The sequence below is a fragment of the Mycobacterium appelbergii genome, assembly GCF_032883035.1.
GTDB classification, from domain to species: domain Bacteria; phylum Actinomycetota; class Actinomycetes; order Mycobacteriales; family Mycobacteriaceae; genus Mycobacterium; species Mycobacterium appelbergii.
The window spans coordinates 157,631-181,597 of the sequence record NZ_JAMQTH010000009.1 but is presented as its reverse complement, the minus strand read 5'-3'; the positions used below and the strand labels follow the sequence as shown (position 1 = coordinate 181,597).

Here is a 23,967-nt window from a genome sequence, read left to right as displayed (position 1 = left end):
CCAGACAAGCAGAAATAAGTAAACAAAATCAATTGATCACAATTAAGAGTTGGACCTTATCAGCAGGTGGCCCATAGCGTGGTCTTCGTCATACCGAACCGAAGGACAACCTGCATGTCACACCCGGAAGGGCCGCCCATCCGCATCACCGGCGTCGAGACGACCGTCGTCAATGCCGAACTGCGCAACTGGATCCTGGTGAAGGTCCGCACGGATCAAGACGGACTGTTCGGATGGGGTGAGGCCAGCCTCAACTGGAAGACGAGGGCGGTTCTGGGCGCCCTGGAAGACTTCGAGCAGATGGTCATCGGCCGTGACCCCCGCGATATCGAGCAGATCCTCCGGGTGTTGACCAAACACAGCTACTACCGGCTCGGGATCGTCGGTGTCACCGCGATCAGCGGGATTGAACACGCTCTGTGGGACATCTTCGGCAAGTCGCTCGGGGTGCCCGTGTGGCGGCTGCTCGGTGGCCAGGTGCGCGACAAAGTACGTGTGTACACCCACCTCGGCCTGGGGGACATGCGGTCGGTCTACGATACCGGCGACGCCGCTGTCTTGCGTGACAAGGCTGTCGAGGTTGTCGAAAAGGGCTACAACGCAGTAAAAGTCGTACTGATTCCGTATGGTGCGCATCTCACTGTCGCGGCTGAACGGCGGCGCGTCGACACACTCATGGCGACGCTGCGCGAGACCGTCGGCTCCGATGTCGACATCATGATCGACTTCCACGGCAGGCCGGCGTCGATCGCCGCGGCATTGCAGTACATCGATGTCCTGGCGCCCTACGATCCGTTGTTCTGCGAAGAACCCGTCCAGCCCGGCGACACCGAAGCGCTGAGGATCGTCGCCGAGCGGTCAACCGTGCCTATCGCCGCCGGTGAGCGGCTGGTCGGCCTCAAAGAGTTCCTCCCCGTATTGCAGGCCAAGGCGCTACACGTCGCCCAGCCCGACCTCAACCACACCGGCGGACTGCTGGAGGGAAAGCGCATCGCGGCTCTCGCGGACGCCGAGATGGTCGGGGTCGCACCGCACAACCCCAACGGGCCGATCGCGGGTGCGGCGGCGCTGCATTTCGCCGTCAGCACACCGAATTTCGTCATTCAAGAGGAAATGAGCGGAGCGGTGAGCTGGTACGACGACGTGGTGAGTACGCCCATGCGCCGTGACGGCAGCTACTGGCAGGTGCCACGAGAACCCGGGCTCGGGGTGGTCGTCGACGAACGCGAGGCGGCCAAGCATCCCTACCGGCCAGAAGTGGCCCACAGCAGCGCCGCGATCCTCGACGACGGAACGGTGGTGGACTGGTGAGCCGCACCCTGCGTACTTTCGCCCACCCTGCCGGCGTCCACAATGCGACGCCGCCGCGGATCGTGTTCGGTCCCGGCTCCTCCGCGACTCTCGCCGAGGAGATACGCCGGCTCAAGGCGGACCGGGCGATGATCGTCACCACGCCGGGACGCGCAAGTCTGGGCGACGAGTTCGCCACCGCCGTCGGTGATCTCTGCGTCGGACTGCTTCCCGAAGCGGTCAGCCAGGTGCCGGTCGAGGTGACCAGCCGCGGCGTGGACAAAGCAGCGAGCCGCGGCGCCGACTGTCTCGTCGCCATCGGTGGAGGTGCGGCCACGGGGTTGTGCAAAGGCATCGCCTACGACACCGGGCTACCCATCATCGCCGTGCCCACCACGTACAGCGGATCGGAGATGACCGGCTACTGCGGGATGACCGAGAACGGTGTGAAACGCATGCGCCAACGCCTGGCCATGCGTCCGTCAACCGTCATCTATGACGCCGAACTCTCTCAGGCGCTGCCGGCGACGATCAGCGCGGCCAGCGCGATGAACGCACTTGCGCACTGTGTCGACGCCATCTATCTGCCGAGCCTGAGCCCCTTGCTGGCACCCGCCGCGATCGAAGGCGCGCGCATCATTGCCGACACGCTGCCTGCGTTGGTTGCGGACCCTTCGAATATTAGCTTGCGTAACGAAATGCTGTATGCGGCATACCTTTCGGGTGCAGCGCTGACAGGAGGCTATGGGCTTCAGCATGCAGTAGCCCATATGCTCGGCGGCAGCTATGGCGTCGAGCATGGCACGGCACACGCCGTCGTACTGCCGTACGTCACCGAACAACTGGTGGGATCTGCCCCGGAGGCCATGGCGCGCATTGCCGATGCGATAGGCACCGACGATCTGCCCGGGACCATCTGGGATCTGGCGAGGAACGCAGGGCTGCCCACCGGCCTTGACGAGGTGGGATTCACGCCCGACGACATCGAACGCGGAGTGCTGATCGCCACCACGGCTGATGCACCGCCCACCGACCCCGATATCCATAACGCCAACAGGGCAGGCAACCCCGCGCCTGTCACCGCGGAAGTGGTGCGCTCGGTACTGCAAGCCGCATCGCGCGGGGTGCGACCGGGCGGTCCGCGATGAAGATCTTCCTCATCGGAGAGGCCGGTGAACACCGGGACGACCTTCTCCCACACCTCAATGTCGCGGCCGAGGTCATCTCGTTGCCGTGGTCGGCAGCTGACACAACGACCTTCGACAGCAAGATCGCCGACGACGACATTGTGGTTTCCCTACGGTTCTCGCGTCCCGCCGGTGCGCCACGGTTTCGCATGTTGCATGTACCCGGCGCCGGTCTCGACCAGATCCACATCGGGGAACTGAGCCCGGAAACCGTGGTGTGCAACGTTTTCGAGCATGAGGGACCGATCGGCGAGTTCGTCGTGGCGCGCCTGCTGGAGTGGGAGATCCGGGCCGGCGAGCTGCAACACGGATTCGGCGCCGATGCCTGGCCACAGATGTACCGCAACCGGAGACCCCATGGTGAGTTGGCGGACAAGACCCTGCTGCTGGTCGGCTACGGGCGCATCGGCAGGTCCATCGCCGCCCGGGCGCATGCCTTCGGAGTCAACGTCATTGCCGTCGACGACTCGGCGGTCTCCGACGATCATGCGTCGGTACTGCCCATCAATCAGCTGGACCGGCTGCAGCAACAAACCGATTATCTGGTCCTCGCCTGCCCTTTGACCCCGGACACCGAGGGGCTCATCGATGAGCACGCCCTCGAACGCCTTCCGGCACATGCCGTCCTCGTCAATGTCTCCAGGGCACCGATCGTGTCTGAGGTTGCACTGTATGCAGCCCTGCGCGACAACCAGATCGGCGGCGCGATTCTCGATGTGTGGTACCGCTATCCCACACCCGAGAACCCAGAAATCCCGCCGGCAGGTGTCCCGCTGTGGGAACTACCCAACGCCTGGTGCACACCGCACTCCAGCGCCTGGACCACCGAGCTGCCTCGCCGCCGGTACGCGGTGATCGCCGACAACATCAACCGCCTCACCGAGGGGCAACCACTGCGCAATGTGGTGCGCGCGGCGGGAGACAACGCTCAACGAGGAGCCCGGAAATGACCGCCACAGAAACCTCAGACCAGATCTGGGACGAATCGAAAAACCGCCTGATCCCGGGAACGGTGATCGGCAGCATTATCGAGTGGTACGACATCGCCGTGTACGGCCAGGCCGCGGCGTTGGTGTTCGGCACCCTGTTCTTTCCCGAATTCTCCACAACCGCAGGAACTGTCGCAGCATTCGCCACCTTCGGCGTCGGATACTTCGCGCGCCCGGTCGGCGCCATGGTGTTCGGCCATTTCGGCGATCGGTACGGGCGGCGTTTCGCGCTGGTCGCGACTCTGCTACTGATGGGTTTCGCGACCGTCGCGATCGGTCTGCTGCCGACGTACGCCGGCATTGGAGTGCTCGCCCCGATCCTGCTGGTCATCTGCCGGCTGCTGCAGGGTCTGGGTGTCGGTGCCGAATATGTCGGCGCCGTGACCATGGTGGCCGAATTCGCCCCCGTCAGGCGCCGCGGATTCTTCTCGTCACTGCCCGCCGCCGGTGTGTTCATCGGCATCGGGCTGGCCGCCGCCGTCAGCGCCAGTGTGGCCATGCTTCCCGAAGACCAGTTGATGAGCTGGGGCTGGCGGGTTCCGTTCCTGCTGAGCATGCTTGTTGTCGCCATCGGACTCCTGATCCGGCTGCGCGTTCCGGAATCACCGGTCTTCACCGACCTCAAAGAAGCGCGTGTCCGCACCAGGGTGCCCGCCATTGCACTGGTCAAGGCGATGCCGAAGCGATTGCTTCTGGTCATGGTGGCCAACGGCGTACTGGCCTTCAATATTTATGTCGTCCAGACGTATTCGCTGAGCTACATCGCAGACAAGGGTGTCGCCAAGAGCGTTGCCCTGAGCGCAGTGCTTGCGGGTTGCGCCGTTGGCGCGATTGCGATTCCGCTCATCGGTGCTCTGTCCGACCGCACGGGGCGCAAACCGGCGTACCTGGCAGTCAGCGCCTTCTGCGCGGTGATTCCCTTTCCCTTCTTCTGGCTGCTCGACACCGCCAACACCGCGTTGATTCTGGTGGCGTTCGCACTGGCACTGGGTGGCTGCCTGGCGATGTTCGGCTCGCAGGCCGCGTTCTACGCCGAGCTCTTCCCGGCAGAGTTCAGGTTCAGCGGTTTCGCCCTCGGCCGTGAGATTCCGGGCGCAGTGCTGGCAGGCCCGGCACCTGTCGTTGCGGTAGGTCTGGTGAGCGTGGGCGGCGGTGCGCCGATCTGGCTGGCGGTGGCGATGACCGGCGTGGCCGTTGCCGGACTGCTCGCCGTCATGGCGCTGCCGGAGACACGTGGCGTCGACCTGGCCCCGATGGTCGATCTGGAACGGCGACCGGGCGCTGTGCCCGTGGCCAGGTCCCGGTGACACCTTGCGCAAGGTAGGTGAAGTTCGCTCCTGCGCGCAGTGAATACCGATCGGTAGGCTCGGATCATGTTCGCCTTCCTTCCTGGACTGCCCGGTCCCGACGACCTGCGGGCACTGGTCCGCAAGGTCGATACGGCCCGCCACAGCGGGGTGCCGAGCGGCTGCGTGCTCGAGCTGGATCTGCAGTCGGTGCCCCCGGAGTCCGCCGGATTCGATCCGCTCGCCATGATCGCCGTCGGCGGACGCCCGCTGGTGCTGCGGCAACTGGTCGCCGCCATCCACCGCGCCGCCGAAGACGACCGGGTGGCCGGACTGATCGCCCGCGTGCAGGTCCCCGCCGCCGCGGCAGGACCGGTACAGGAGTTGCGCGACGCGATCGCCGCATTCAGCGACGGCAAGCCCACGGTGGCGTGGGCTGAGACCTACCCGGGCACGCTCTCGTACTATCTGGCGTCGGCATTCCGCGAGGTGTGGATGCAGCCGTCGGGCACCGTCGGTCTGGTCGGATTCGCCACCAACGCGATGTTCCTGCGGGACGCGCTGGACAAGGCCGGCATCGAGGCACAGTTCTTCACCCGTGGCGAATACAAGTCTGCGGCAAACCTTTTCACCCAGGATCGCTACACCGACCCGCACCGTGAGGCCGACACCCGCCTGATCGAAAGCTTGCAGGACCAGGTGTGGCGGGCCGTCGCCGAATCCCGGCATGTCACGGTCGAGGCAGTCAACGACCTTGCCGACAAGGCTCCGCTGCTGCGCGAGCAGGCCGTCAGCGGCGGCCTGATCGACCGCATCGGCTTCCGTGACGAGGCCTACGCCCGGATCGGGGAGCTTTCCGGCGCCTCCGGCGACGCCGACGGCGAAGACGGTGCCCCACGGTTGTATCTGTCGCGCTATGCGCGGGCGACCGCGCCGAAACCCGTCCCGCAACTTCCCGGGCGCAAGTCGAAACCGACTGTGGCCGTGGTGACTTTGCACGGGTCCATCGTCAGCGGCCGGGGTGGACCCCAGGTGCTGCCGCTGGGAAATCCCACTGCCGGGGGCGACACCATCGCCGCGGCCATCCGGGAGGCGGCAGCCGATGACGAGGTGTCGGCGATCGTGCTACGGGTGGACAGCCCGGGCGGTTCGGTGACCGGTTCGGAAACCATTTGGCGCGAAGTGGTCCGGGCCCGCGAGACAGGCAAGCCCGTGGTCGCGTCGATGGGCGCGGTGGCCGCGTCCGGGGGCTATTACGTATCGATGGCCGCCGACGAGATCGTCGCCAACGCAGGCACGATCACCGGGTCGATCGGCGTGGTCACCGGCAAGCTGATCTCCCGCGAGCTCAAGGACAAACTCGGTGTCGGCTCGGATGCCGTCCGCACCAACGTCAATGCCGATGCGTGGTCGACGAATGCGCCGTTCACCGACGAACAACGCGCCCACGTCGAAGCTGAGACCGATCTGTTCTACACGGACTTCATCGAGCGGGTGGCCGATGGCCGCAAGCTCGAGGTGGCTGCGGTGGATGCGATTGCGCGCGGGCGGGTGTGGACCGGCGCCGACGCCAAGGAACGTGGCCTGGTCGACGAGCTGGGCGGGTTGCGTACCGCCGTCATGCGCGCCAAGGTGCTGGCCGGGCTCGAACCGGACACCGAGGTGCGGGTGGTGAGCTACCCGGGGTCGTCGTGGCTCGACATGTTGCGGCCCAAGCCGTCCTCGCAGCCCGCCGCGTCGTCGGTGCCGGAGGCGCTGGCCGCTCTGGTCGGCAGTTCGGTTGCCGGAGCGGTGCATCAGGTGCAGGAATCGGTGACCGGCGTGCACGCTTTGTGGCTCGGCCAGCATCGGTTCTGACCAGCTAATACGGTGCCGTTTTGGTAACGGCGTGGTCACGCGCGGGTGCACGGCCGCCGACCGGGTTGTAACGTCAGGCTCTGGCAACTACTGAATTGTCGACGAAGCGACGGCCTGGTCCTGCGGTTTTGACCCCAGTCAGTCCAGCGGGCAGAAATGCGGCTGGCACCGGGTCGTCAGATGCGAGGAGGACCCGTGCCTGCCCCAAAACGCCCGATCAAAAGCTTCGGCGACAAGCCGGAGGTCGACTACCAGGAGCCGGCGGCCGAGGCGCCGGATCCGAAGGTATTGCGGCGTGCCATCGCCGCGTCGGCAATCGGCAATGCCACCGAATGGTTCGATTACGGTATCTACGCCTATGGCGTGAGCTACATATCGGCCGCCATCTTCCCCGGCGACACCGGTCAGGCGACCCTGCTCGCGCTCGCCACGTTCGCGGTGTCGTTCCTGGTGCGTCCGCTCGGCGGGTTCGTCTGGGGTCCGCTCGGCGACCGGGTGGGCCGCAAACAGGTGCTCGCCATCACGATCGTCCTGATGGCCGGCGCGACGTTCTGCGTCGGCCTCATCCCGTCCTACGCAGCGATCGGCTTGTGGGCGCCCGCGCTGATGGTCCTGCTTCGCATGGTCCAGGGCTTCTCCACCGGCGGTGAGTACGGTGGCGCCGCGACATTCATGGCCGAATATGCCCCATCGCGCCGCCGCGGCTTCCTCGGCAGCTTCCTGGAGTTCGGGACCCTGGCAGGCTTCTCGCTCGGCGCGCTGCTGATGCTCGGATTCTCGGTCCTGCTCAGTGACGATCAGATGGGGACGTGGGGCTGGCGGTTGCCGTTCATGGTCGCGGCCCCGCTCGGCCTGGTCGGTGTCTACCTGCGATCCAAGCTGGAGGACAGCCCGATATTCCGTGAGCTCGAGCAGTCGGGTGAAAAGGAACAGGCCGCCACAGCCCAGTTCAAGGATCTGTTGACGGAGTACTGGGGTCCGATCCTGCGCCTGGGTGGTCTGGTCGTCGCGCTCAACGTGGTCAACTACACCCTGCTCACCTATATGCCGACTTACCTGGAGCGGGAGATCGGCCTGTCGAGCAGCCACTCACTGATCGTTCCGGTGATCGGGATGCTCTCGATGATGGTGTTCCTGCCCTTCGCCGGGCACATCTCGGACCGGGTCGGGCGTAAGCCGATGTGGTGGTTCTCGATGATCGGGTTGTTCATCGCAGGGATTCCGATGTTCATGCTGATGTCGACGAACATGCTGGGTGCGATCATCGGGTTCGCCGTGCTGGGCCTGCTCTACGTCCCGCAGCTGTCGACCATCTCGGCGACATTCCCGGCGATGTTCCCCACGCAGGTCCGCTATGCCGGCTTCGCGATCGCCTACAACGTGTCGACATCTGTGTTCGGTGGGACCGCGCCCGCGGTCAACGAGTGGCTGGTGGGTAAGACGGGGGACAACCTCGTGCCCGCCTACTACATGATGGGCGCCTGCGTGATCGGCTTGCTCGCGTTGATCAAGGTGCCGGAAACCGCCCGGTGCCCGATCAGCGGTACCGAGATACCCGGTACGCCGGAGGCGCCGCCGCAGCTGGAGTACGAGACCGTGCCGAGCGGGGCGGACGGGGCGACGGAGGGGTCGGGCTCAGCCGACCGGTAGGTGTGAGACCAGCCGATCCACCGCTTCCTCCATATGCGCGATGACCAACTTGTCGGTGAGCTCGACATCGCCGGACTGGATCGCCACCGCCAGTGCGCGGTGTTCGGCGACCCGATCGCCGGGGGTGGGGTAGGAGTCGGTCAGCGCGTCGACGCACATCCGGGTTTCGACGATGAAGGTCTGGTGCATGCGGGTCAACCGCGGGCTGCCCGCGAGTTCGAGGAGCAGTTCGTGGAAGCGCACGTCGACCTCGTTGATCTCGGCGGGACCCGTCGCGGCGGCCATCTCCTCGACGACGGTCAGCAGCGCGTCCCCGGCGGCGGTGGGGTCGCCCTGCAGGATCTTTCGCGCGGCGGCGCGTTCGATGGCCTCGCGCGCCAGGTAGGTGTCGCGCACATCCTCGTCGGTGATCCGGTTGACGAACACCCCCCGGTTGCGGACTGAGATCAGCAGGCCTTCCTGGGTGAGACGCTGCATCCCCTCCCGCAGCGGTCCACGGCTGACGCCGAACCTGCGGGCCAGCCCGGCCTCTCCGACCTGAGCGCCGGGTTCGAGCTCGCCGCTGGCGATGGCCTGGCGCAGCTTGTCGGCGATGATGCTCGGCGTCGACTCCTGCACCACCGGCGCGATGAACTCGGTCATTTCCGTCCGCCGAACAGGTGTCCCAGGCCCGGCGCCGCCGGAACCGGCCCGACGAGCTGCATCCCCTTCCACACCGTCACCTGGTTGGCAGTGAGCACCGGTTTGCCGACCGCCGCTTCCAGGCGGTCGATGAATTCCAGTGTGTGCATGGCGGTGTCGGGGACGAGCACCGCCTCGGCGTCCGGATGATCGGCCGCACGGACCATGGCGACCACGTGGTCGGGGCCGAGTTCGCCGACCTCGGCGGCGGTGATGATGCCGTGGCTGCCCATCGCGACGACGTCTATGCCCTCGTCGGCCAGGAAGCTCACGAAATGTGCGGCCACGTCCGCCGGATACGACGCGGCAATCGCCGCCCGGCGGATATCCAAGTGGCGCAGAGCATCTGCGAAGGCGATCGAGGTGGACGAGGCGGGCACGCCTGCGACCGCCGCCACCTTCGCCGCCTGCGCCCTGGCGCCCTTGGCGCCGAACACGAAGCTGCCGGATGTGCACGCCCACATCACGGATTCCGGTCGGGCGGCAGCCAATTGCGCGACCCCGTCGGCCAGCCGCTCGGCCCGGCCGAGATCGAGTAGCGCGTCGACCCGATGTGCGTCCTCACCGACCGAGGTGATCACCACCGGAAGCCGCAGCGTGCCCGTCCACCGCTTCTCGAGGGCGGCATAGTCGTCCTCTGCGCTGTGGCCCGGATAGAGGACCCCTACCGTCGCCATGCAGTCTCCTGGATCACCATCATCGAAACAGTCGGATTGTTGACAATTCTAACAACCGGTGCGCTCAAATTAGCCGCTGCATCGGGTGCCGCGCGGTTCTCACGCCTCCAGCAGCCGCTGCCCGGGGCCGACGGCTTTGCGGCCCGCGACCGCGAGGGCGGCCCACATCGTGACCTGATTGGCGGTGACCACCGGTTTGCCGATTTCGGCTTCCAGCCGGGCGATCAGGTCGTATGTCGGCAAGTTGGTGCAGCTGATGACGATGGCTTCGGCCTCGGGCACGTCGGTGGCGCGCACCAGATCGGCGGTGGTCTCGTACGGCACCGCCCAGATCTGGGAGGTCATGCCCAATCCGGCGGTGGCGACCACCTCGACGCCCGCCTCCATGAGATAACTGGTCAGCCCGACCGTGAGGTCGGTGGTGTAAGGCGTGACGGTGGCGACCCGGTTCAGCCCGAGATGTCGCAGCGCGGTGAGCATCGAGCCGCTGGTGGTCACCGCGGCGGGGGCGCCAGCGGCACACATCGCCGCGACCAACGCCGCCTCCCCGGCCATTCCCTTGACGAAGCTGCCCGCGGTGCACGCGTACGCGGTGACCAGAGGCGACACCGCGAGCACGTTGGCGGCGCCGGCGAGGACCTGCTCGGGTTCGGAGACGTGCACCGCCATGTCAACGGTCACCGCGAGTGGGGCATATCGGAGGCGGGTCACGTACAGGCTCACATCGTCGGGCACCCAGCGCCACAATTCGCGGTCGAGCGCGAAGTCATATGGCGTCACAACACCTATCCCTACCTGGTGCAATGGTGGGGTTGGTGCCAGTTCCCCGAGGGTCATGTCCACAGTGTGAGGCCGGATGACCAAACCGGCAAGAGATTGTTGACAATCATACGGCGTGTCCCTAGCGTCGGGGCCGTGCCGAACCCGGTGATCGCCGTGCTCTGTAAGAGTGCAGCCGACCGTCCGCACGGGCTGGAGGGTTTGGATGTGGACTTCCGATATTGCGCTGCCGACGGCCTGGCCGAGGCTCTTCGGGGGGCCCGCGCACTACTGCTGTGGGACTACTTCTCGACCGCGGTGCGCGAGGTGTGGGCCGACGCCGGCACGCTCGAATGGATCCACGTCGCCGCGGCGGGCGTGGACACCCTGCTCTTCGACGAGCTGCGGGAATCTGACGTCGTGGTCACCAACGCGCGGGGCGTATTCGACCGTCCCATCGCCGAATACGTGCTCGGCGCGGTCATCGCCCACGCAAAGGGCAGTCATGCCAGCTTCGAGTTGCAACGTCGACATCGGTGGCAGCACCGGGAAACCCGCAGCATCACCAGCGCACGGGCGCTGGTGGTGGGCACGGGCGGCATCGGCCGTGAGATCGCCCGCCTGCTGCGCGCAGCCGGGCTGGCCGTGCGCGGAGCCGGGCGCGTCGCCCGCAGCGAGGATCCCGATTTCGGACAGGTGGTGGCCGCCGCCGATCTGGCAGCCGAAGCCGGATGGTGCGATCACCTCGTGATGGCCGCGCCGCTGACCGCAGCGACCCGCGGCCTGGTGAACGACGCGGTGCTCGACGCCATGAAACCCGATGCGCACCTGGTCAATATCGCCCGAGGGCCCATCGTCGACGAGGCGGCTCTGCTCACAGCGCTGACCGAGCGGCGCATCGGTGGAGCCACCCTCGACGTGTTCGACACCGAGCCCCTGCCCGCCGATCATCCGCTGTGGGATGCCCCCGGCGCGACCATCACCGCCCACATGTCCGGCGATGTCCTCGGGTGGCGTGACACCCTGGCCGCACAGTTCGCGGAGAACGTCCGTCGCTGGCTGGCCGGGCAGCAACTACTCAACGTGGTCGACAAGGTGCGCGGCTATGTGACCGGAGCCGGGCTGCCGGCGACATCGGGCTCTGAGGGGGGCGTGTGACGATGCTGCAGGCGGTCGACCTGATCGAGGGATACCGCACCAGAACGCTCTCGCCGGTCGAGGCCACCCGGGCGGCTCTCGACGCCATCGACCGCCACAACCCGCGGGTGAATGCCTACGTGCTGGTCGACGGCGACGGCGCGCTCGCCACGGCCAGGGAATCGGAGGCGCGGTGGCACGCGGGACGCCCACTGGGCCCCGCCGACGGCATCCCGACCTCGATCAAGGACGCGTTGTGGACGCGGGGCTGGCCGACGCTGCGTGGCAGCTGGCTCATCGACGAGGCCGGGCCGTGGGATGAGGACGCGCCCAGTGTGGCGCGCTTGCGCGAGTCGGGCGCGGTGCTGCTCGGCAAGACCACCACGCCGGAATACTCGTGGAAGGGCGTCACCGATTCGCCGCGCTACGGCGTGACGGGAAACCCGTGGAATACCGCCACCACGGCGGGCGGATCGAGCGGCGGGAGCGCGGCCGCGGTCGGCCTCGGCATGGGGGTGTGGTCGGTGGGAACCGACGGCGGCGGCTCGGTGCGGATACCCGCGGCGTTCACCGGCACCACCGCGCTGAAGCCGACCTACGGGCTCATCCCGCTGTATCCGCCGAGTCCCTTCGGTACGTTGTCGCATGCCGGGCCGATGGCCCGCACCGTGGCCGACGCCGCTGCGCTGCTGGATGTGATCACCGGCTTCGATCCCCGGGACTGGTCGGCAATGCCAACTCCGGGTTCACCTTTCGGGTCGGATCTCGACGGGGGAGTCGCGGGTCTGCGGATCGCGTACTCGCCGAACCTCGGCTACGGCCGCAACGAACCCGAGGTGGACCGTGCGGTGCGCACTGCGGTGCAGGTGCTCGTCGACGCCGGGGCGCGCGTCGACGAGATCGATCCGAACATCACCGACCCGGTGCACGCCTTCCATGTGCTGTGGTTCTCGGGTGAGGCAAAAGTGTTGGAGGGCAGGCTCAGTGGAGCCGACCGGATCGACCCCGGGCTGCGCCGCACCGCCGAACTCGGCGCGTTGTACTCCGCGTCTGACTATCTGGACGCGACCGCGGTGCGGATGCGGCTCGGTGAGCTGATGGGACGTTTCCACCAGAACTATGACGCGCTGATCACACCTACCCTGCCGGTCACCGCGTTCCCCGTGGGGCAGGACGTGCCCGATGGCTCGGCCTCACCCGACTGGACGAGCTGGGCGCCGTATTCGTATCCGTTCAACCTGACCCAGCAACCCGCGCTGTCGGTGCCCTGCGGTCTGAGTTCGGCCGGGCTGCCGATCGGGCTGCAGGTGGTGGGCCCGCGGCATGCCGATGCGTTGGTGCTACGCATCGGGAAGACCTATCAGAACGCCACAGACTGGCACCGCATGGTGCCGCCACTGCTCACTGAGGAGGTTGGATGAGCCGGCTGATCCGCGTGTCCCTCGATCTGCGCGGCGTGAGTTGCGTCGCGCGCCTGCTCGACGCCGAGGCGCCGCGCACCTGTGCGGCCGTGTGGGACGCACTGCCGCTGTCGGCGCAGGTGTTTCACGGAAAATACGCCCGTAACGAGATCTACACCCTGCTGCCGGGGTTCAGTGCGGACCCCGGAAAGGAGAACACCACGGTGACACCGATTCCCGGTGATCTGTGCTGGTTCTCATTCGACGACGACGATCTGGGTAATCCAGCATACGGCTACGAGAACACCACGGGGACAGGGACAACCGGTGCCATCGTCGACCTGGCCTTGTTCTACGGACGCAACAACCTGCTGATCAACGGCGACCAGGGCTGGGTGCCCGGCAACGTCTTCGGTGCGGTCGTCGACGGTCTGGAGGAGATGGCGGCGGCCTGTCAGGACCTGTGGATGGGCGGCGTCCGGGGGGAAACGCTGAGTTTTGCCCGGCTGTCCGACTCGTAGTCGAACTCAGCCGAGTGTGCCGCTGATGTACACGATCTCACCGAGCACATCACGGTCGCCGAATTCCGGTGTCGGCAAGCCATACCGGACGAACAGGTCCGAACGTGCCACGCCGGCCATCTGCCAGCCCTTCGGACCGAGATAGTCGGCCGCGGAATGCCGTTCACCGTGGTAGATCAGCGAGGGCATGTCCATGTTCAGTCCGAGCCGGCTGAATGCGTCCGTTGAGGCGCGCGCCTTCTCCGCATCGAAATCCTTCATGCCGGGTACGAATTCGGTGGCGACGGCGCTACCGGGTGCACTGAGCTCATGGATGTTGTCGAACAGCCGGTCCTGGGCCTCGGGGGGCAGGTAGATCAGCAGGCCTTCCGCGCACCAGGCCGTCGGCAGGCCGGGATCGAAACCAGCTGCGCGCATCGCGGCAGGCCAATCCTCGCGCAGATCGATCGGCACGGTGCGGCGCTGCGCGGTGGGTTCGGCGCCGAGGTCAGCCAGCGTGCGGGTCTTGAACTCGATCACGTCGGGTTGGTCGACCTCGTACACCACGGTGTCATCCGGCCACGGCAACCGGTAGGCGCGGGAATCCAGGCCTGCGGCGAGAATTACCACCTGCCGGATTCCGCGATCGGTGGCCGCCACGAAATAGTCGTCGAAAAACTTTGTGCGTACGGCCATTTCGTCGATGTTCGAGCGCACCTGACCCGCTGCTTCGGGTGCTACTTCGGCGATGTCCAACTTGCCGTCCACCATCATCGTGAAGGCTTCTATGCCGACAGCCCGCACCAGCGGGGCGGCGAACGGGTCATTGATCAGGCCGTGGGCATCGGTGCTGGCGATCGCGCGCCCCACCGCCACCATCGTCGCCGTCGCACCCACGCTGGATGCCAGATCCCAACTATCGCGGTCGGTCCGTGTCATCGCATCCCTTAAGTCAGTGTTGCCGACAGATAGCCCGAGTCGCCGGCCAGTTCAGCCAGATCATCGGGAAACTCAAATCCATACCCTGCGTAGGCCTCACGAGACAGTTGGACACGCACCTGCCAGCCCTGCGAGGTCAGATAACTGCCTGCGGTGTTGCGGTCACCAGAGTAGAACAGGTCCATCAGGTCGACGTCGGATCCGATCCGGCGCGACCATTCAGTCACCTTCGTCGACCAGGCCTGCGACAGCTTGGCCATGTCCATGTGCTCGGTCGCCAGCCCGCTGCCCGGTGCGGACAGCGCCGTGATGTTGTCGAACAGGCGATCCTGGGCTTCGGGGGGTAGGTAGATCAACAGCCCTTCGGCGATCCACGCGGTGGCGCGGGTGGGGTCGAAACCACTGTCCAGCAGTGCCTGCGGCCAATCATCGCGTAAGTCGACGGCGACCGCGCGGCGGTCGGCGGTGGGCTCGGCGCCGAGGTCGGCCAGCGTGCGGCTCTTGAACTCGATGACCCCCGGCTGATCCACCTCGAAGACCACCGTGCCCGCAGGCCAGGCCAACCGGTAGGCACGGGTGTCGAGCCCCGACGCGAGAATCACGGCTTGGCGAACACCCGCCTCTCCCGCGCCGGTAAAGAAGTCGTCGAAAAACCGGGTTCGCACGGCAATCTGTTCGCACATGCGCTGCCGGTCGAGCATCTGATCGCCCTCCACGCACGCCTCACCGTCAGCAAGGCGGATGCAGTGTTCCAGCCCGACGGCGCGCACGAGTGCGTCGGCATACGGATCGTTGATCAGCGGGTCGGGTTGCTTGGTCGCCAGTGCGCGCGATGCCGCGACGCCGGTGGCCGTGGAGCCGACGCTGCTGGCCAGGTCCCAGGCGTCCCCGTCGGTGCGTGCCATTGGTGTATCTCCTACTGTCGAATTGCTGTGACTGACAACGAATCACGTATCGGTGCGGTCTCGTCGGTGTCGGGCAGGGTGCGGCCGTAATCGGCGAAGACATCGGCGCGGGGACGGGTGGTGACCTGCCAGCCGTGTTGGGTCAGGTATCCGTCCACCCGGTTGCGGTCGCCGTCGTACCAGAGGTCGGACAGGTTGATGTCGAGACCGTGTGCGCGCCAGCGCTCGCTCATGGCATTGCCGCGGTTGCGAAACCGCGCCCCGTCGAGGTGGTCCTCGGTGGCCAGCCGGCTGCCGGTGCCGCTCAACGAGGTGATGTTGTCGAACAACCGGTCCTGCGCCTCTGGCGGCAGGTAGGCCAACAGTCCTTCCGCGCTCCACGCGGTGGGCGCCGCCGGATCGAAGCCCGCGCTGCGCAGTGCCGCGGGCCAGTCGTCGCGCAGATCGACCGCCACGGCGCGGCGCTGAGCGGTCGGCGTCGCCCCGATGTCGACCATCGCCGCCGTCTTGGCGCCGATGACCTCGGGCTGATCGATCTCATAGACGACGGTGCCATCCGGCCATGGCAGCCGGTAGGCGCGGGCATCCAGCCCGGAGGCCAGGATGACCGCCTGGCGTATCCCCGCCTCGCCCGCAATGACGAAGAAGTCGTCGAAGAATCTGGTGCGCACCGCCATCACCCCGACCATCAGCCTGGAGGCGTCGGCTTCCTCACCGTCGAGGGTGATCTCGCCGTCGACGAGTTTGGTGAAGAAATCCACACCCACCGCACGCACCAGCCGCGCGGCATACGGATCGTTGATCAACGGTTGCGGCTCGGTGCTCGCGATCGCGCGGGCCGCGGCCACCATCGTGGCTGTCGCGCCCACGCTGGACGCAAGGTCCCAGCTGTCGGTATCGGAACGTGCCATCGCAACTACCTCTCGGCGCTGATGTAAACCACCGACGCGATCTGCGCGTCGTCCTCGACCGGCGGAAGGCCGGTGCGGATCAGCAGATCGTTGGAGGCGATGCTGTTCGTGCGCCAGCCGTGCCCCTCGAGATATGTCGTCACCTCCGCACGATCGCCCAGAAATACCAGCTCGCTGAAATCCAGGTCGAAGCCGTGGGCGCGCCAACGGTCGGAGAAATCCTGCATCTTGGCCCGCATCGTGTCCTGATCCAGATCTGAGGTGGAGGGCACACCCTCGACGCCGACGCGGCTGCCTGGGGCGCTCAACTCGGTGATCTGATCGAGCAGGCGGTCCTGGGCATCCGGCGGAAGGTAGCCCAGCAGACCCTCGGCGATCCACGCCGTCGGCTTGGCCGGATCGAACCCCGCCTCGGTGAGTGCGGCAGGCCAGTCGTAGCGCAGGTCCACGGCCACCGCCCGGCGGTCGGTGGTGGGCGCTGCGCCCAGTTCGGTCAAGGTCGTCGTCTTGAATTCGATCACCTGTGGCTGATCGATCTCGAAGACCACGGTGCCTGCCGGCCACGGCAGCCGGTAGGCGCGCGAGTCCAGGCCCGCGGCCAGGATCACAGCCTGCCGGATCCCGCCGCGGCACGCGTCGAGAAAGAAGTCGTCGAAAAAGCGGGTCCGCGCGGCCATGCCGTTGGCGAATCGGGCCAGGCCCGTCGCGGCCTCCTCGTCGAGGTCCCCTGCCGAAAACTCGCCGTCCACCAGCTTGGTGAAGAAGTCCACGCCGACAGCACGCACCAACGGCGCGGCGAACGGATCGTCGATCACCGGATCGGGGGCGTCGGTCGCCATCGCCCGCGCCGCGGCCACCATCGTCGCGGTGGCACCCACACTGGACGCCAGATCCCACGTGTCGTCAGCAGTACGCGCCATGTAAACCCCTTCGGTCCCGGTTAGTTAGGTCATGTAATGAGCCGTCGCCGACTGTACGCTCTGAAACTGTATGGTCGCCCGCCCGCTGTTGCCGCTGATCGATGCGGGGCCGTCGGGGGTCAACTGTTACTCTCGTAGACTGTTTGACGCGTGACTCCACAGGTTCGCGCCTGTTCCGGTGACCTGGGCCTATAGCGTCCAGGACGTCGGGAGTCATGTATATGACTTGACCAAGACGCTGGACCCACCAGCCCCATTTGGCACGCCGCGCTGAGAAGGTCGGCTGCGCAGGAGGAAGAGTGCTTTCGGCTTTTATCTCGTCCCTGCGGACGCCCGACCTCAGACGAAAGATCCTGTTCACGCTCGGCCTGGTGATTCTGTACCGGGTCGGCGCGTCCATTCCGTCTCCCGGCGTCAACTACCCCAACGTGCAGAAGTGCATCGAGCAGGTCAGCGGCGGTGATGCGGGACAGATCTACTCGCTGATCAACCTGTTCTCCGGTGGTGCGTTGCTGCAGTTGACCGTGTTCGCGGTCGGCGTGATGCCCTACATCACCGCCAGCATCATCGTGCAGCTGTTGGTGGTGGTGATCCCGCGCTTCGAACAGCTCCAAAAAGAAGGCCAGGCCGGCCAGGCCAAGATGACGCAGTACACGCGTTATCTGTCGATCGCACTGGCGATCCTGCAGGCCACGTCAATCGTCGCGCTCGCCGCCAACGGCGGACTGCTGCAGGGCTGCTCGCTCGACGTCATCCAGGACAGCTCGATCTTCGGGCTGATCGTGATCGTACTGGTGATGACCGCGGGCGCGGCGCTGGTGATGTGGATGGGCGAGCTGGTCACCGAGCGTGGCATCGGCAACGGCATGTCACTGCTGATCTTCGCCGGCATCGCCGCCCGTATCCCGTCCGAGGGCGGCATGATCCTCGAGGACCGCGGCGGACTGGTGTTCGCGCTCGTGTGTGTGGCCGCCGTGGCCATCCTCACCGGCGTGGTGTTCGTCGAGCAGGGCCAGCGCCGTATCCCCGTGCAGTACGCCAAGCGCATGGTGGGCCGCAAGATGTACGGCGGCACCTCGACCTACCTACCGCTCAAGGTCAACCAGGCCGGCGTGATCCCCGTGATCTTCGCGTCATCGCTGATCTACATCCCGCAGCTGATCACCCAGTTGATCCAGAGCGGCAGCTCGGAACCCGGCACCGGTTGGTGGTCCACGTTCGTCGCCGAGAATCTGACGAACCCGGCGGACCCGGTGTACATCGCGATCTACTTCGGCCTGATCGTGTTCTTCACCTACTTCTATGTGTCGATCACCTTCAATCCCGACGAACGTGCTGACGAGATGAAGAAGTTCGGCGGCTTCATCCCAGGCATCCGTCCTGGTAAGCCGACCGCGGACTACCTCCGGTACGTGCTGAGCCGGATCACCCTGCCCGGCTCGATCTACCTGGGTGGCATCGCCGTGCTGCCCAACGTTTTCCTGCAGATGGGAAGTGGCGCCACGTTGCAGAACCTGCCGTTCGGCGGCGTTGCGGTTCTGATCATGATCGGCGTCGGGTTGGATACGGTCAAACAGATCGAGAGCCAGCTCATGCAACGCAACTACGAAGGGTTCCTGAAGTGAGAGTCGTTCTACTCGGACCGCCGGGGGCGGGCAAAGGCACGCAGGCGCAGAAGCTGTCCGAGAAGCTCGGCATCCCGCAAATCTCCACCGGCGATCTGTTCCGTAAGAACATCGGTGACGGGACCCCACTGGGTTTGGAAGCAAAGCGGTATCTCGACGCCGGTGATCTTGTTCCCGCCGAGCTGACCAACCGGCTCGTGGAGGACCGGATCGACCAGCAGGACGCCGCGGGCGGGTTCATTCTCGACGGCTATCCCCGTTCGGTCGAGCAGGCCGAAGCGCTGCGCGACATGCTCGCCGCGCGCAACACCAAGCTGGACGCGGTGCTGGAATTCCAGGTTTCCGAGAACGAGCTGCTCAGCCGGCTCAAGGGTCGCGGCCGCGCCGACGACACCGACGAGGTCATCCGCAACCGGATGAAGGTCTACCGCGACGAGACCGAACCGCTACTGGCGTACTACAGCGACGACCTGTTGACGGTGGATGCCGTCGGTGCCCTCGACGAGGTTTTCGCCCGCGCGCTGCGCGCACTGGGTAAGTGATTTCCCTGCCGGGGCTGCGCAACCGCAAGGTCGTCGCGCAGCGCAGCGCCGCAGAACTGGACGCGATGGCGGTCGCTGGCGCCCTGGTCGCCGCCGCGCTGAGCGCGGTGCGTACCGCCGCCGCGCCGGGAATGTCCACCCTGGATCTGGACCGGATCGCCGAATCGGTGATCCGTGACGGCGGCGGAACCCCGTCTTTCCTTGGCTACCACGGCTTTCCGGCCACCATCTGTGCCTCGGTCAATGACCGCGTGGTGCACGGAATTCCGACGGCCGCCGAGGCGCTCGCCGCCGGAGACCTGGTCTCCATCGACTGTGGGGCGATCGTCGACGGCTGGCACGGCGACTCTGCCGTCACCTTCGGTGTGGGTGCGCTCATCGATGCCGACGAGGCACTTTCGGCAGCCACCCGCTCGGCCATGGAGGCCGGTATCGCGGCCATGGTGCCCGGCAACCGGCTCACTGACGTGTCGCACGCCATCGAGGTCGAAACGCATGCCGCCGAGGCCCGGCACAACCGCAAGTACGGCATCGTCGCCGGCTACGGCGGCCACGGAATCGGCAGGCAGATGCACATGGATCCGTTCCTGCCCAACGAAGGCTCACCGGGGCGCGGCCCGTACCTGGCCCCGGGCTCGGTGCTGGCGATCGAACCCATGCTGACCCTGGGCACCGCGAAAACCGTGGTGCTGGAGGACGAGTGGACGGTGGTCACCGCCGACGGCACCCGTGCCGCGCACTGGGAGCACACCGTGGCCGTCACTGATGACGGGCCCCGGATTCTCACCGTTTAGCACCCACCAGCAACACTTACGTCAATATTGCGCGAACCGGCGCGGCGGGCGCCCGCGCAAAGGTGTAATGAACCGGAACGCCGCCAACGTCGTATCACAGACGGAGGTTGGTAATGGAAGATCCGGAGACCGCGATGATGCGGGTGCTCTACGACGAGCACGCTGCCGCATTGTGGCGGTACGCCCTGCGGCTCACGGGTGATCGTGCCCGGGCCGAGGACGTGGTGCAGGAGACGCTGCTGCGTGCTTGGCGCCATCCGGATGTGACCGCCGACGTGGATCGCTCCGCCAGAGCCTGGTTGTTCACGGTGGCACGCAACATGATCATCGACGAACGCCGGAGCGCGAGGTTTCGCAACGAAACCGGTGTCCCGGACCCCGAACAGGTGGCTGACCATCACGGTGTCGCAGCCGCCCCCGACCAGGTGGACAGCGCGTTGGACCGATTACTGCTGAGCACCGCGCTCAGCCAACTCTCCGAAGAACACCGGGCGGTGGTTCGCCGGGCCTACTACCAGGGCTGGACCACCGGGCAGATCGCCAACGACCTGCAGATCCCGGAAGGCACGGTGAAATCGCGGCTGCATTACGCGGTCCGCGCTTTACGACTCAATCTGCAGGAAATGGGGGTGACACGATGACACAGTCCGGTGTACCCCATAGCGTCGGTCCGGTGGACGACGACCGCTACGCGACCTGGGATGCCGCGTATGTGCTCGGCTCGTTGGAAAGCAGCGAGCGCCATGAGTACGAAAACCACCTGGCGGGCTGCGATCGTTGCCGTGCGGCGGTCGCCGAACTGAGCGGAATGCCCGCGCTGCTGGCGATGCTCGATTTCGACGACGTGCGTGCCCTCGACGAGGAACAACCCGAGCCGCCGTTGCGCCCCGAGGTGTTGCAGTCGGTGCTGGACAAAGTCAGCTGGCGTCGACGCCGTTCCCGTTGGGTGACAACGGGCGCGGTCGGGTTGGCGGCCGCACTGCTCGCCGTCGCGGTGGTCATCGGGATCCGGCCGGAGACCATCGGTCTGCACAGCGGAACCCAGCAGGAGACCGCACAGATGCTGGAGATGAGCAAGGTGTCGCAGACGCCGATCAATGCCAGCATCGCGATGAGCAGCTACGGCTGGGGCACCCGCATCGATATGGCGTGCACCTACGGAGACTGGGGCAACCGCGGCGCTGCGCCGCAGAACCTCGGCATGGTCGTGGTCGGCCGCGACGGCAGCAGCTCTGAGATCGCCACCTGGCTCGGGCTGTCCGGGGCCACCGCGCTTCCCAGTGCAAACACCCCGTTGCCGATGGACGAAATCGCTGCGGTGCAACTGGTTTCATCCCCCGATGGGAAAGTGCTGCTGGAAAAGCAACTGTGAATCAGCTGTCACCGCACGCCTGAAACGGACGGAATGGCGGTAACGCGGCGCTGACCACAGCCGGTTCGCCATGCCCGCGGGTCCATCGAGGATTCTGCGGAATACCTGCCAATCGCCCCGGCGGTGAACCGACCCTACCGGTGGGTCGTGTTACTTCATATGAACAGTGGGCACAGGGTGGTCGACCACATCGTCGGCTATTTGGCGGCGAGCGGTATCGGACATTTCTTCGGCGTCGACGGCGCCAACATCGAGGATCTCTACGACGCCGCGTACTTTCGCGACGACATCACCGCGGTGCTGGCCAAGCATGAATTCTCCGCGGCGGCTATGGCCGACGGTTACAGCCGCAGCGGTGCCGGACTCGGAGTGGTGGCCGCGACCTCGGGCGGCGGTTGCCTGAACACCGTGCCCGGTCTGGGTGAGTCGCTGGCCAGCCGGGTGCCGGTGCTGGCGCTCATCGGCCAGGCGCCCACGGCCCTGGACGGCCGCGGCGCCTTCCAGGACACCAGCGGGGTCAACGGTGCGCTCGACGGCGTGGCCTTGTTCTCTGCGGTCTCGGTGTACTGCAGACGGGTGTGCACGCCTGGGGACATCCTCACCGCGCTGCCCGAGGCGATCGCCGCCGCCGGCACCGGTGGGCCGGCAGTGCTGCTGTTGCCCAAGGACATTCAGCAGGCCGACCTCGGCGCGGTGACCGGATCGAACGGGCATGTCAACGGAACCCGGTCGGTCACACAGCTTTCCGATCCACAACTGCTGGCGCAGGCGCTGCGTCGGGCCGACGGTCCGATCACGATCCTGGCCGGCGAGCAGGTGGCCCGCGACGATGCCCGCATCGAATTGGAGGCTCTCCGTGCGACCCTGCGGGCCCGCGTCGCGACGGTGCCCGACGCCAAGGATGTCGCGGGCACACCCGGTCTCGGCTCATCCTCGGCGCTGGGAGTTTCGGGTGTGATGGGCCACCCCGGGGTGGCCACAGCGGCCGCGCAGAGCGCGCTGTGCCTGCTGGTCGGCACCCGCATGACGGTGACCGCCCGCGCAGGTCTCGACGACGTGCTGAAGACGGTCCCGACGTATTCGATCGGGTCGGCGGAGCCGTATGTACCGTGCACCCACATCCACACCGAGGATTTGCGCGGGTCCCTGTCACTGCTGAACCGGGCGCTGTCCGGCCAGGGCAGGCCCACCGCGACCCGGGTGCCGGATCTGCTGCCGCACAACGAATTATGTCCACCGCCGCACGACGGACCCGGTGTCCGGTACCGGGACGCGATGACGGTACTGGACGGCGCCCTGCCCGCGGGCACCGACATCGTCGTCGACGCAGGCAACATCGGCGCCTCGGCGATCCACTACCTCCCGGCCCGCCGTGACGGCCGTTTCATCGTCGCCCTCGGTATGGGAGGCATGGGATACAGCTTCGGTGCAGGCATCGGGATGGCCTTCCACCGGAGTCGTACGCGGCCCCGGCGGACGGTCGTGATCGCCGGAGACGGCTCATTCCTCATGCACGGCATGGAGATTCACACCGCACTGCAGTACCGGTTACCGATCACGTTCCTGCTGTTCGACAACCACGCCCACGCCATGTGCGTCACCCGCGAGCAGCTTTTCTACCAGGACCGCTACAGCTACAACAGGTTCGGCCCGAGCCGGTTGGGTGCCGGGTTGACGGCGATGTTCCCCGGACTGTCCGGGTTCGACGTCGACCATATCGACCAATTGCCCGCCGCGTTGGACCTCGCCCTGGACACCGCCGGGCCGTCGGTGATCAGCGTGGACTGTTCACCCGACGAAATCCCGCCGTTCGCAGCATTTCTCAGTAAGACCGCCCCATCGACCACAGAGGAGAACAGGTCCCATGTCGCTACCCGCGCTTGATGACATCACCACCCATCGGGGCACCACCGATCCCATGGACGGGCTGATCCGTATCGAGACCTCGCCCAAGGAGCAGGCCACGCCGATCATCATGGAGATGATGCGGTCGGTGTATCCACACGACCAGGTGTTCGGCGAGTACTGCACCGTCAACGACTACATCGACTGTCCGCCCGACGAGCTGTTCGACTACCTGGCCGACACCCGGTCCCTGGAGGAATGGACATACAGCCTGCGGGGTTTCACCCCCACCGAGCAGCCCGGGCTGTGGCTGGCCCACGACCGGCTCGGTGCCGGACCGTCCGGACCGGGTAGCGAGATCTACACCCGCACCGTCGCCCACCGTGATGCCATGACCGTCGACTACCACTGCGCATGGGACCAGGGCAAGCACCTGTGGATGATCTACCTGATGCGCATCGTCGATGCGCAGGTGGTGTTCGACAAGCCCGGATCGGTTGTGCTGTGGACGAACTGCCACCACCCGTTCTACGACCACAACCCCTATCCGGAGACCGCACCGGCGGCCCGCCCGGTCTGGGTGGGCGACTTCTGGGACATGTTCGGTCCCGGACACCTGCTGGAGCTGCGCAACCTCAAGGCGATCGCCGAGTATCGCCACCACAACGGCCTGCCGGTCAGCCCGGCCTGGATGAGATGAG

Annotated in this window: 23 protein-coding genes; 16 read left to right on the top strand and 7 right to left on the bottom strand. The window is 66.4% G+C overall.

The window, feature by feature from the left end; all coding sequences use genetic code 11:
• Nucleotides 1-114: 114 nt before the first annotated feature.
• The 6 genes from M1247_RS21640 (at nt 115) to M1247_RS21615 (ending at nt 8,259) form a co-directional block, all read left to right on the top strand.
• Complete coding sequence (locus tag M1247_RS21640) at nt 115-1,311, top strand: enolase C-terminal domain-like protein (protein WP_317158435.1); 1,197 nt, start codon at nt 115-117, stop codon at nt 1,309-1,311.
• Nucleotides 1,308-2,438, top strand: a complete 1,131-nt coding sequence (locus tag M1247_RS21635; RefSeq protein ID WP_317158434.1) for a maleylacetate reductase — start codon at nt 1,308-1,310, stop codon at nt 2,436-2,438. Before M1247_RS21640 ends, M1247_RS21635 begins: the two co-directional genes overlap by 4 nt.
• On the top strand, nt 2,435-3,427 hold the full coding sequence (locus M1247_RS21630; RefSeq protein ID WP_317158433.1) for a 2-hydroxyacid dehydrogenase: 993 nt from the start codon (nt 2,435-2,437) through the stop codon (nt 3,425-3,427). The genes M1247_RS21635 and M1247_RS21630 overlap by 4 nt, the downstream gene beginning before the upstream one ends.
• Entirely contained in the window at nt 3,424-4,773 is a 1,350-nt protein-coding gene (locus tag M1247_RS21625; RefSeq protein ID WP_317158432.1) for an MFS transporter, read from the top strand. Before M1247_RS21630 ends, M1247_RS21625 begins: the two co-directional genes overlap by 4 nt.
• A gap of 66 nt (nt 4,774-4,839) precedes the next feature.
• The gene (gene sppA / locus M1247_RS21620; RefSeq protein ID WP_317158431.1) at nt 4,840-6,609 is read left to right on the top strand and encodes a signal peptide peptidase SppA; all 1,770 of its coding nucleotides are present in this window, start codon (nt 4,840-4,842) and stop codon (nt 6,607-6,609) included.
• A 180-nt stretch (nt 6,610-6,789) separates the two neighbouring features.
• Entirely contained in the window at nt 6,790-8,259 is a 1,470-nt protein-coding gene (locus tag M1247_RS21615) for an MFS transporter (protein WP_410506914.1), read from the top strand.
• Here the strand turns inward: M1247_RS21615 and M1247_RS21610 are convergent.
• From M1247_RS21610 to M1247_RS21600, 3 genes are all read right to left on the bottom strand, one after another.
• A complete protein-coding gene (locus tag M1247_RS21610) occupies nt 8,245-8,901 on the bottom strand; it encodes a GntR family transcriptional regulator (RefSeq protein WP_317158430.1) in 657 nt (218 codons plus the stop codon). The genes M1247_RS21615 and M1247_RS21610 overlap by 15 nt on opposite strands.
• Nucleotides 8,898-9,617, bottom strand: coding sequence for a maleate cis-trans isomerase family protein (locus M1247_RS21605; RefSeq protein ID WP_317158429.1), 720 nt, complete (start codon nt 9,615-9,617; stop codon nt 8,898-8,900). Before M1247_RS21605 ends, M1247_RS21610 begins: the two co-directional genes overlap by 4 nt.
• A 99-nt stretch (nt 9,618-9,716) precedes the next feature.
• Entirely contained in the window at nt 9,717-10,454 is a 738-nt protein-coding gene (locus tag M1247_RS21600) for a maleate cis-trans isomerase family protein (protein WP_317158428.1), read from the bottom strand.
• A 78-nt stretch (nt 10,455-10,532) separates the two neighbouring features.
• Here M1247_RS21600 and M1247_RS21595 point away from each other — a divergent pair, with 78 nt between their 5' ends.
• Genes M1247_RS21595 through M1247_RS21585 form a run of 3 tightly spaced genes read left to right on the top strand, consistent with a single transcriptional unit; the run spans nt 10,533 to nt 13,434 of the window.
• Entirely contained in the window at nt 10,533-11,534 is a 1,002-nt protein-coding gene (locus M1247_RS21595; protein WP_317158427.1) for a D-2-hydroxyacid dehydrogenase, read from the top strand.
• A 2-nt stretch (nt 11,535-11,536) separates the two neighbouring features.
• Nucleotides 11,537-12,934 carry an amidase gene (locus M1247_RS21590; RefSeq protein ID WP_317158595.1) on the top strand — a complete coding sequence of 466 codons (1,398 nt, stop codon included), beginning with the start codon at nt 11,537-11,539 and terminating at the stop codon, nt 12,932-12,934.
• Nucleotides 12,931-13,434, top strand: a complete 504-nt coding sequence (locus M1247_RS21585; protein ID WP_317158426.1) for a DUF3830 family protein — start codon at nt 12,931-12,933, stop codon at nt 13,432-13,434. Before M1247_RS21590 ends, M1247_RS21585 begins: the two co-directional genes overlap by 4 nt.
• A gap of 6 nt (nt 13,435-13,440) precedes the next feature.
• Here M1247_RS21585 and M1247_RS21580 read toward each other — a convergent pair whose 3' ends face one another.
• Genes M1247_RS21580 through M1247_RS21565 form a run of 4 tightly spaced genes read right to left on the bottom strand, consistent with a single transcriptional unit; the run spans nt 13,441 to nt 17,088 of the window.
• On the bottom strand, nt 13,441-14,352 hold the full coding sequence (locus M1247_RS21580) for a class I SAM-dependent methyltransferase (protein ID WP_317158425.1): 912 nt from the start codon (nt 14,350-14,352) through the stop codon (nt 13,441-13,443).
• 8 nt (nt 14,353-14,360) lie between these two features.
• Nucleotides 14,361-15,257 (bottom strand): class I SAM-dependent methyltransferase, encoded by an 897-nt coding sequence (locus M1247_RS21575; RefSeq protein ID WP_317158424.1) that lies wholly within the window; start codon nt 15,255-15,257, stop codon nt 14,361-14,363.
• 11 nt (nt 15,258-15,268) lie between these two features.
• Nucleotides 15,269-16,168 (bottom strand): class I SAM-dependent methyltransferase, encoded by a 900-nt coding sequence (locus M1247_RS21570; protein ID WP_317158423.1) that lies wholly within the window; start codon nt 16,166-16,168, stop codon nt 15,269-15,271.
• A 5-nt stretch (nt 16,169-16,173) separates the two neighbouring features.
• Entirely contained in the window at nt 16,174-17,088 is a 915-nt protein-coding gene (locus M1247_RS21565) for a class I SAM-dependent methyltransferase (RefSeq protein WP_317158422.1), read from the bottom strand.
• A gap of 299 nt (nt 17,089-17,387) precedes the next feature.
• Here M1247_RS21565 and secY point away from each other — a divergent pair, with 299 nt between their 5' ends.
• From secY to M1247_RS21530, 7 genes are all read left to right on the top strand, one after another.
• Nucleotides 17,388-18,713 carry a preprotein translocase subunit SecY gene (gene secY, locus M1247_RS21560; protein ID WP_317158421.1) on the top strand — a complete coding sequence of 442 codons (1,326 nt, stop codon included), beginning with the start codon at nt 17,388-17,390 and terminating at the stop codon, nt 18,711-18,713.
• Nucleotides 18,710-19,255 (top strand): adenylate kinase, encoded by a 546-nt coding sequence (locus tag M1247_RS21555; protein ID WP_317158420.1) that lies wholly within the window; start codon nt 18,710-18,712, stop codon nt 19,253-19,255. The genes secY and M1247_RS21555 overlap by 4 nt, the downstream gene beginning before the upstream one ends.
• Nucleotides 19,252-20,049 carry a type I methionyl aminopeptidase gene (gene map, locus M1247_RS21550; protein WP_317158419.1) on the top strand — a complete coding sequence of 266 codons (798 nt, stop codon included), beginning with the start codon at nt 19,252-19,254 and terminating at the stop codon, nt 20,047-20,049. Before M1247_RS21555 ends, map begins: the two co-directional genes overlap by 4 nt.
• A 113-nt stretch (nt 20,050-20,162) precedes the next feature.
• Nucleotides 20,163-20,690: a sigma-70 family RNA polymerase sigma factor gene (locus tag M1247_RS21545; RefSeq protein ID WP_317158418.1), complete on the top strand. Its 528-nt coding sequence runs from the start codon at nt 20,163-20,165 to the stop codon at nt 20,688-20,690.
• Nucleotides 20,687-21,421, top strand: a complete 735-nt coding sequence (locus M1247_RS21540; RefSeq protein WP_317158417.1) for an anti-sigma factor family protein — start codon at nt 20,687-20,689, stop codon at nt 21,419-21,421. Before M1247_RS21545 ends, M1247_RS21540 begins: the two co-directional genes overlap by 4 nt.
• Nucleotides 21,422-21,580: 159 nt before the next feature.
• On the top strand, nt 21,581-23,305 hold the full coding sequence (locus M1247_RS21535) for a thiamine pyrophosphate-binding protein (protein WP_317158416.1): 1,725 nt from the start codon (nt 21,581-21,583) through the stop codon (nt 23,303-23,305).
• Nucleotides 23,286-23,966, top strand: coding sequence for an SRPBCC family protein (locus tag M1247_RS21530; protein ID WP_317158415.1), 681 nt, complete (start codon nt 23,286-23,288; stop codon nt 23,964-23,966). Before M1247_RS21535 ends, M1247_RS21530 begins: the two co-directional genes overlap by 20 nt.
• The last annotated feature ends 1 nt before the right edge of the window (nt 23,967 follow it).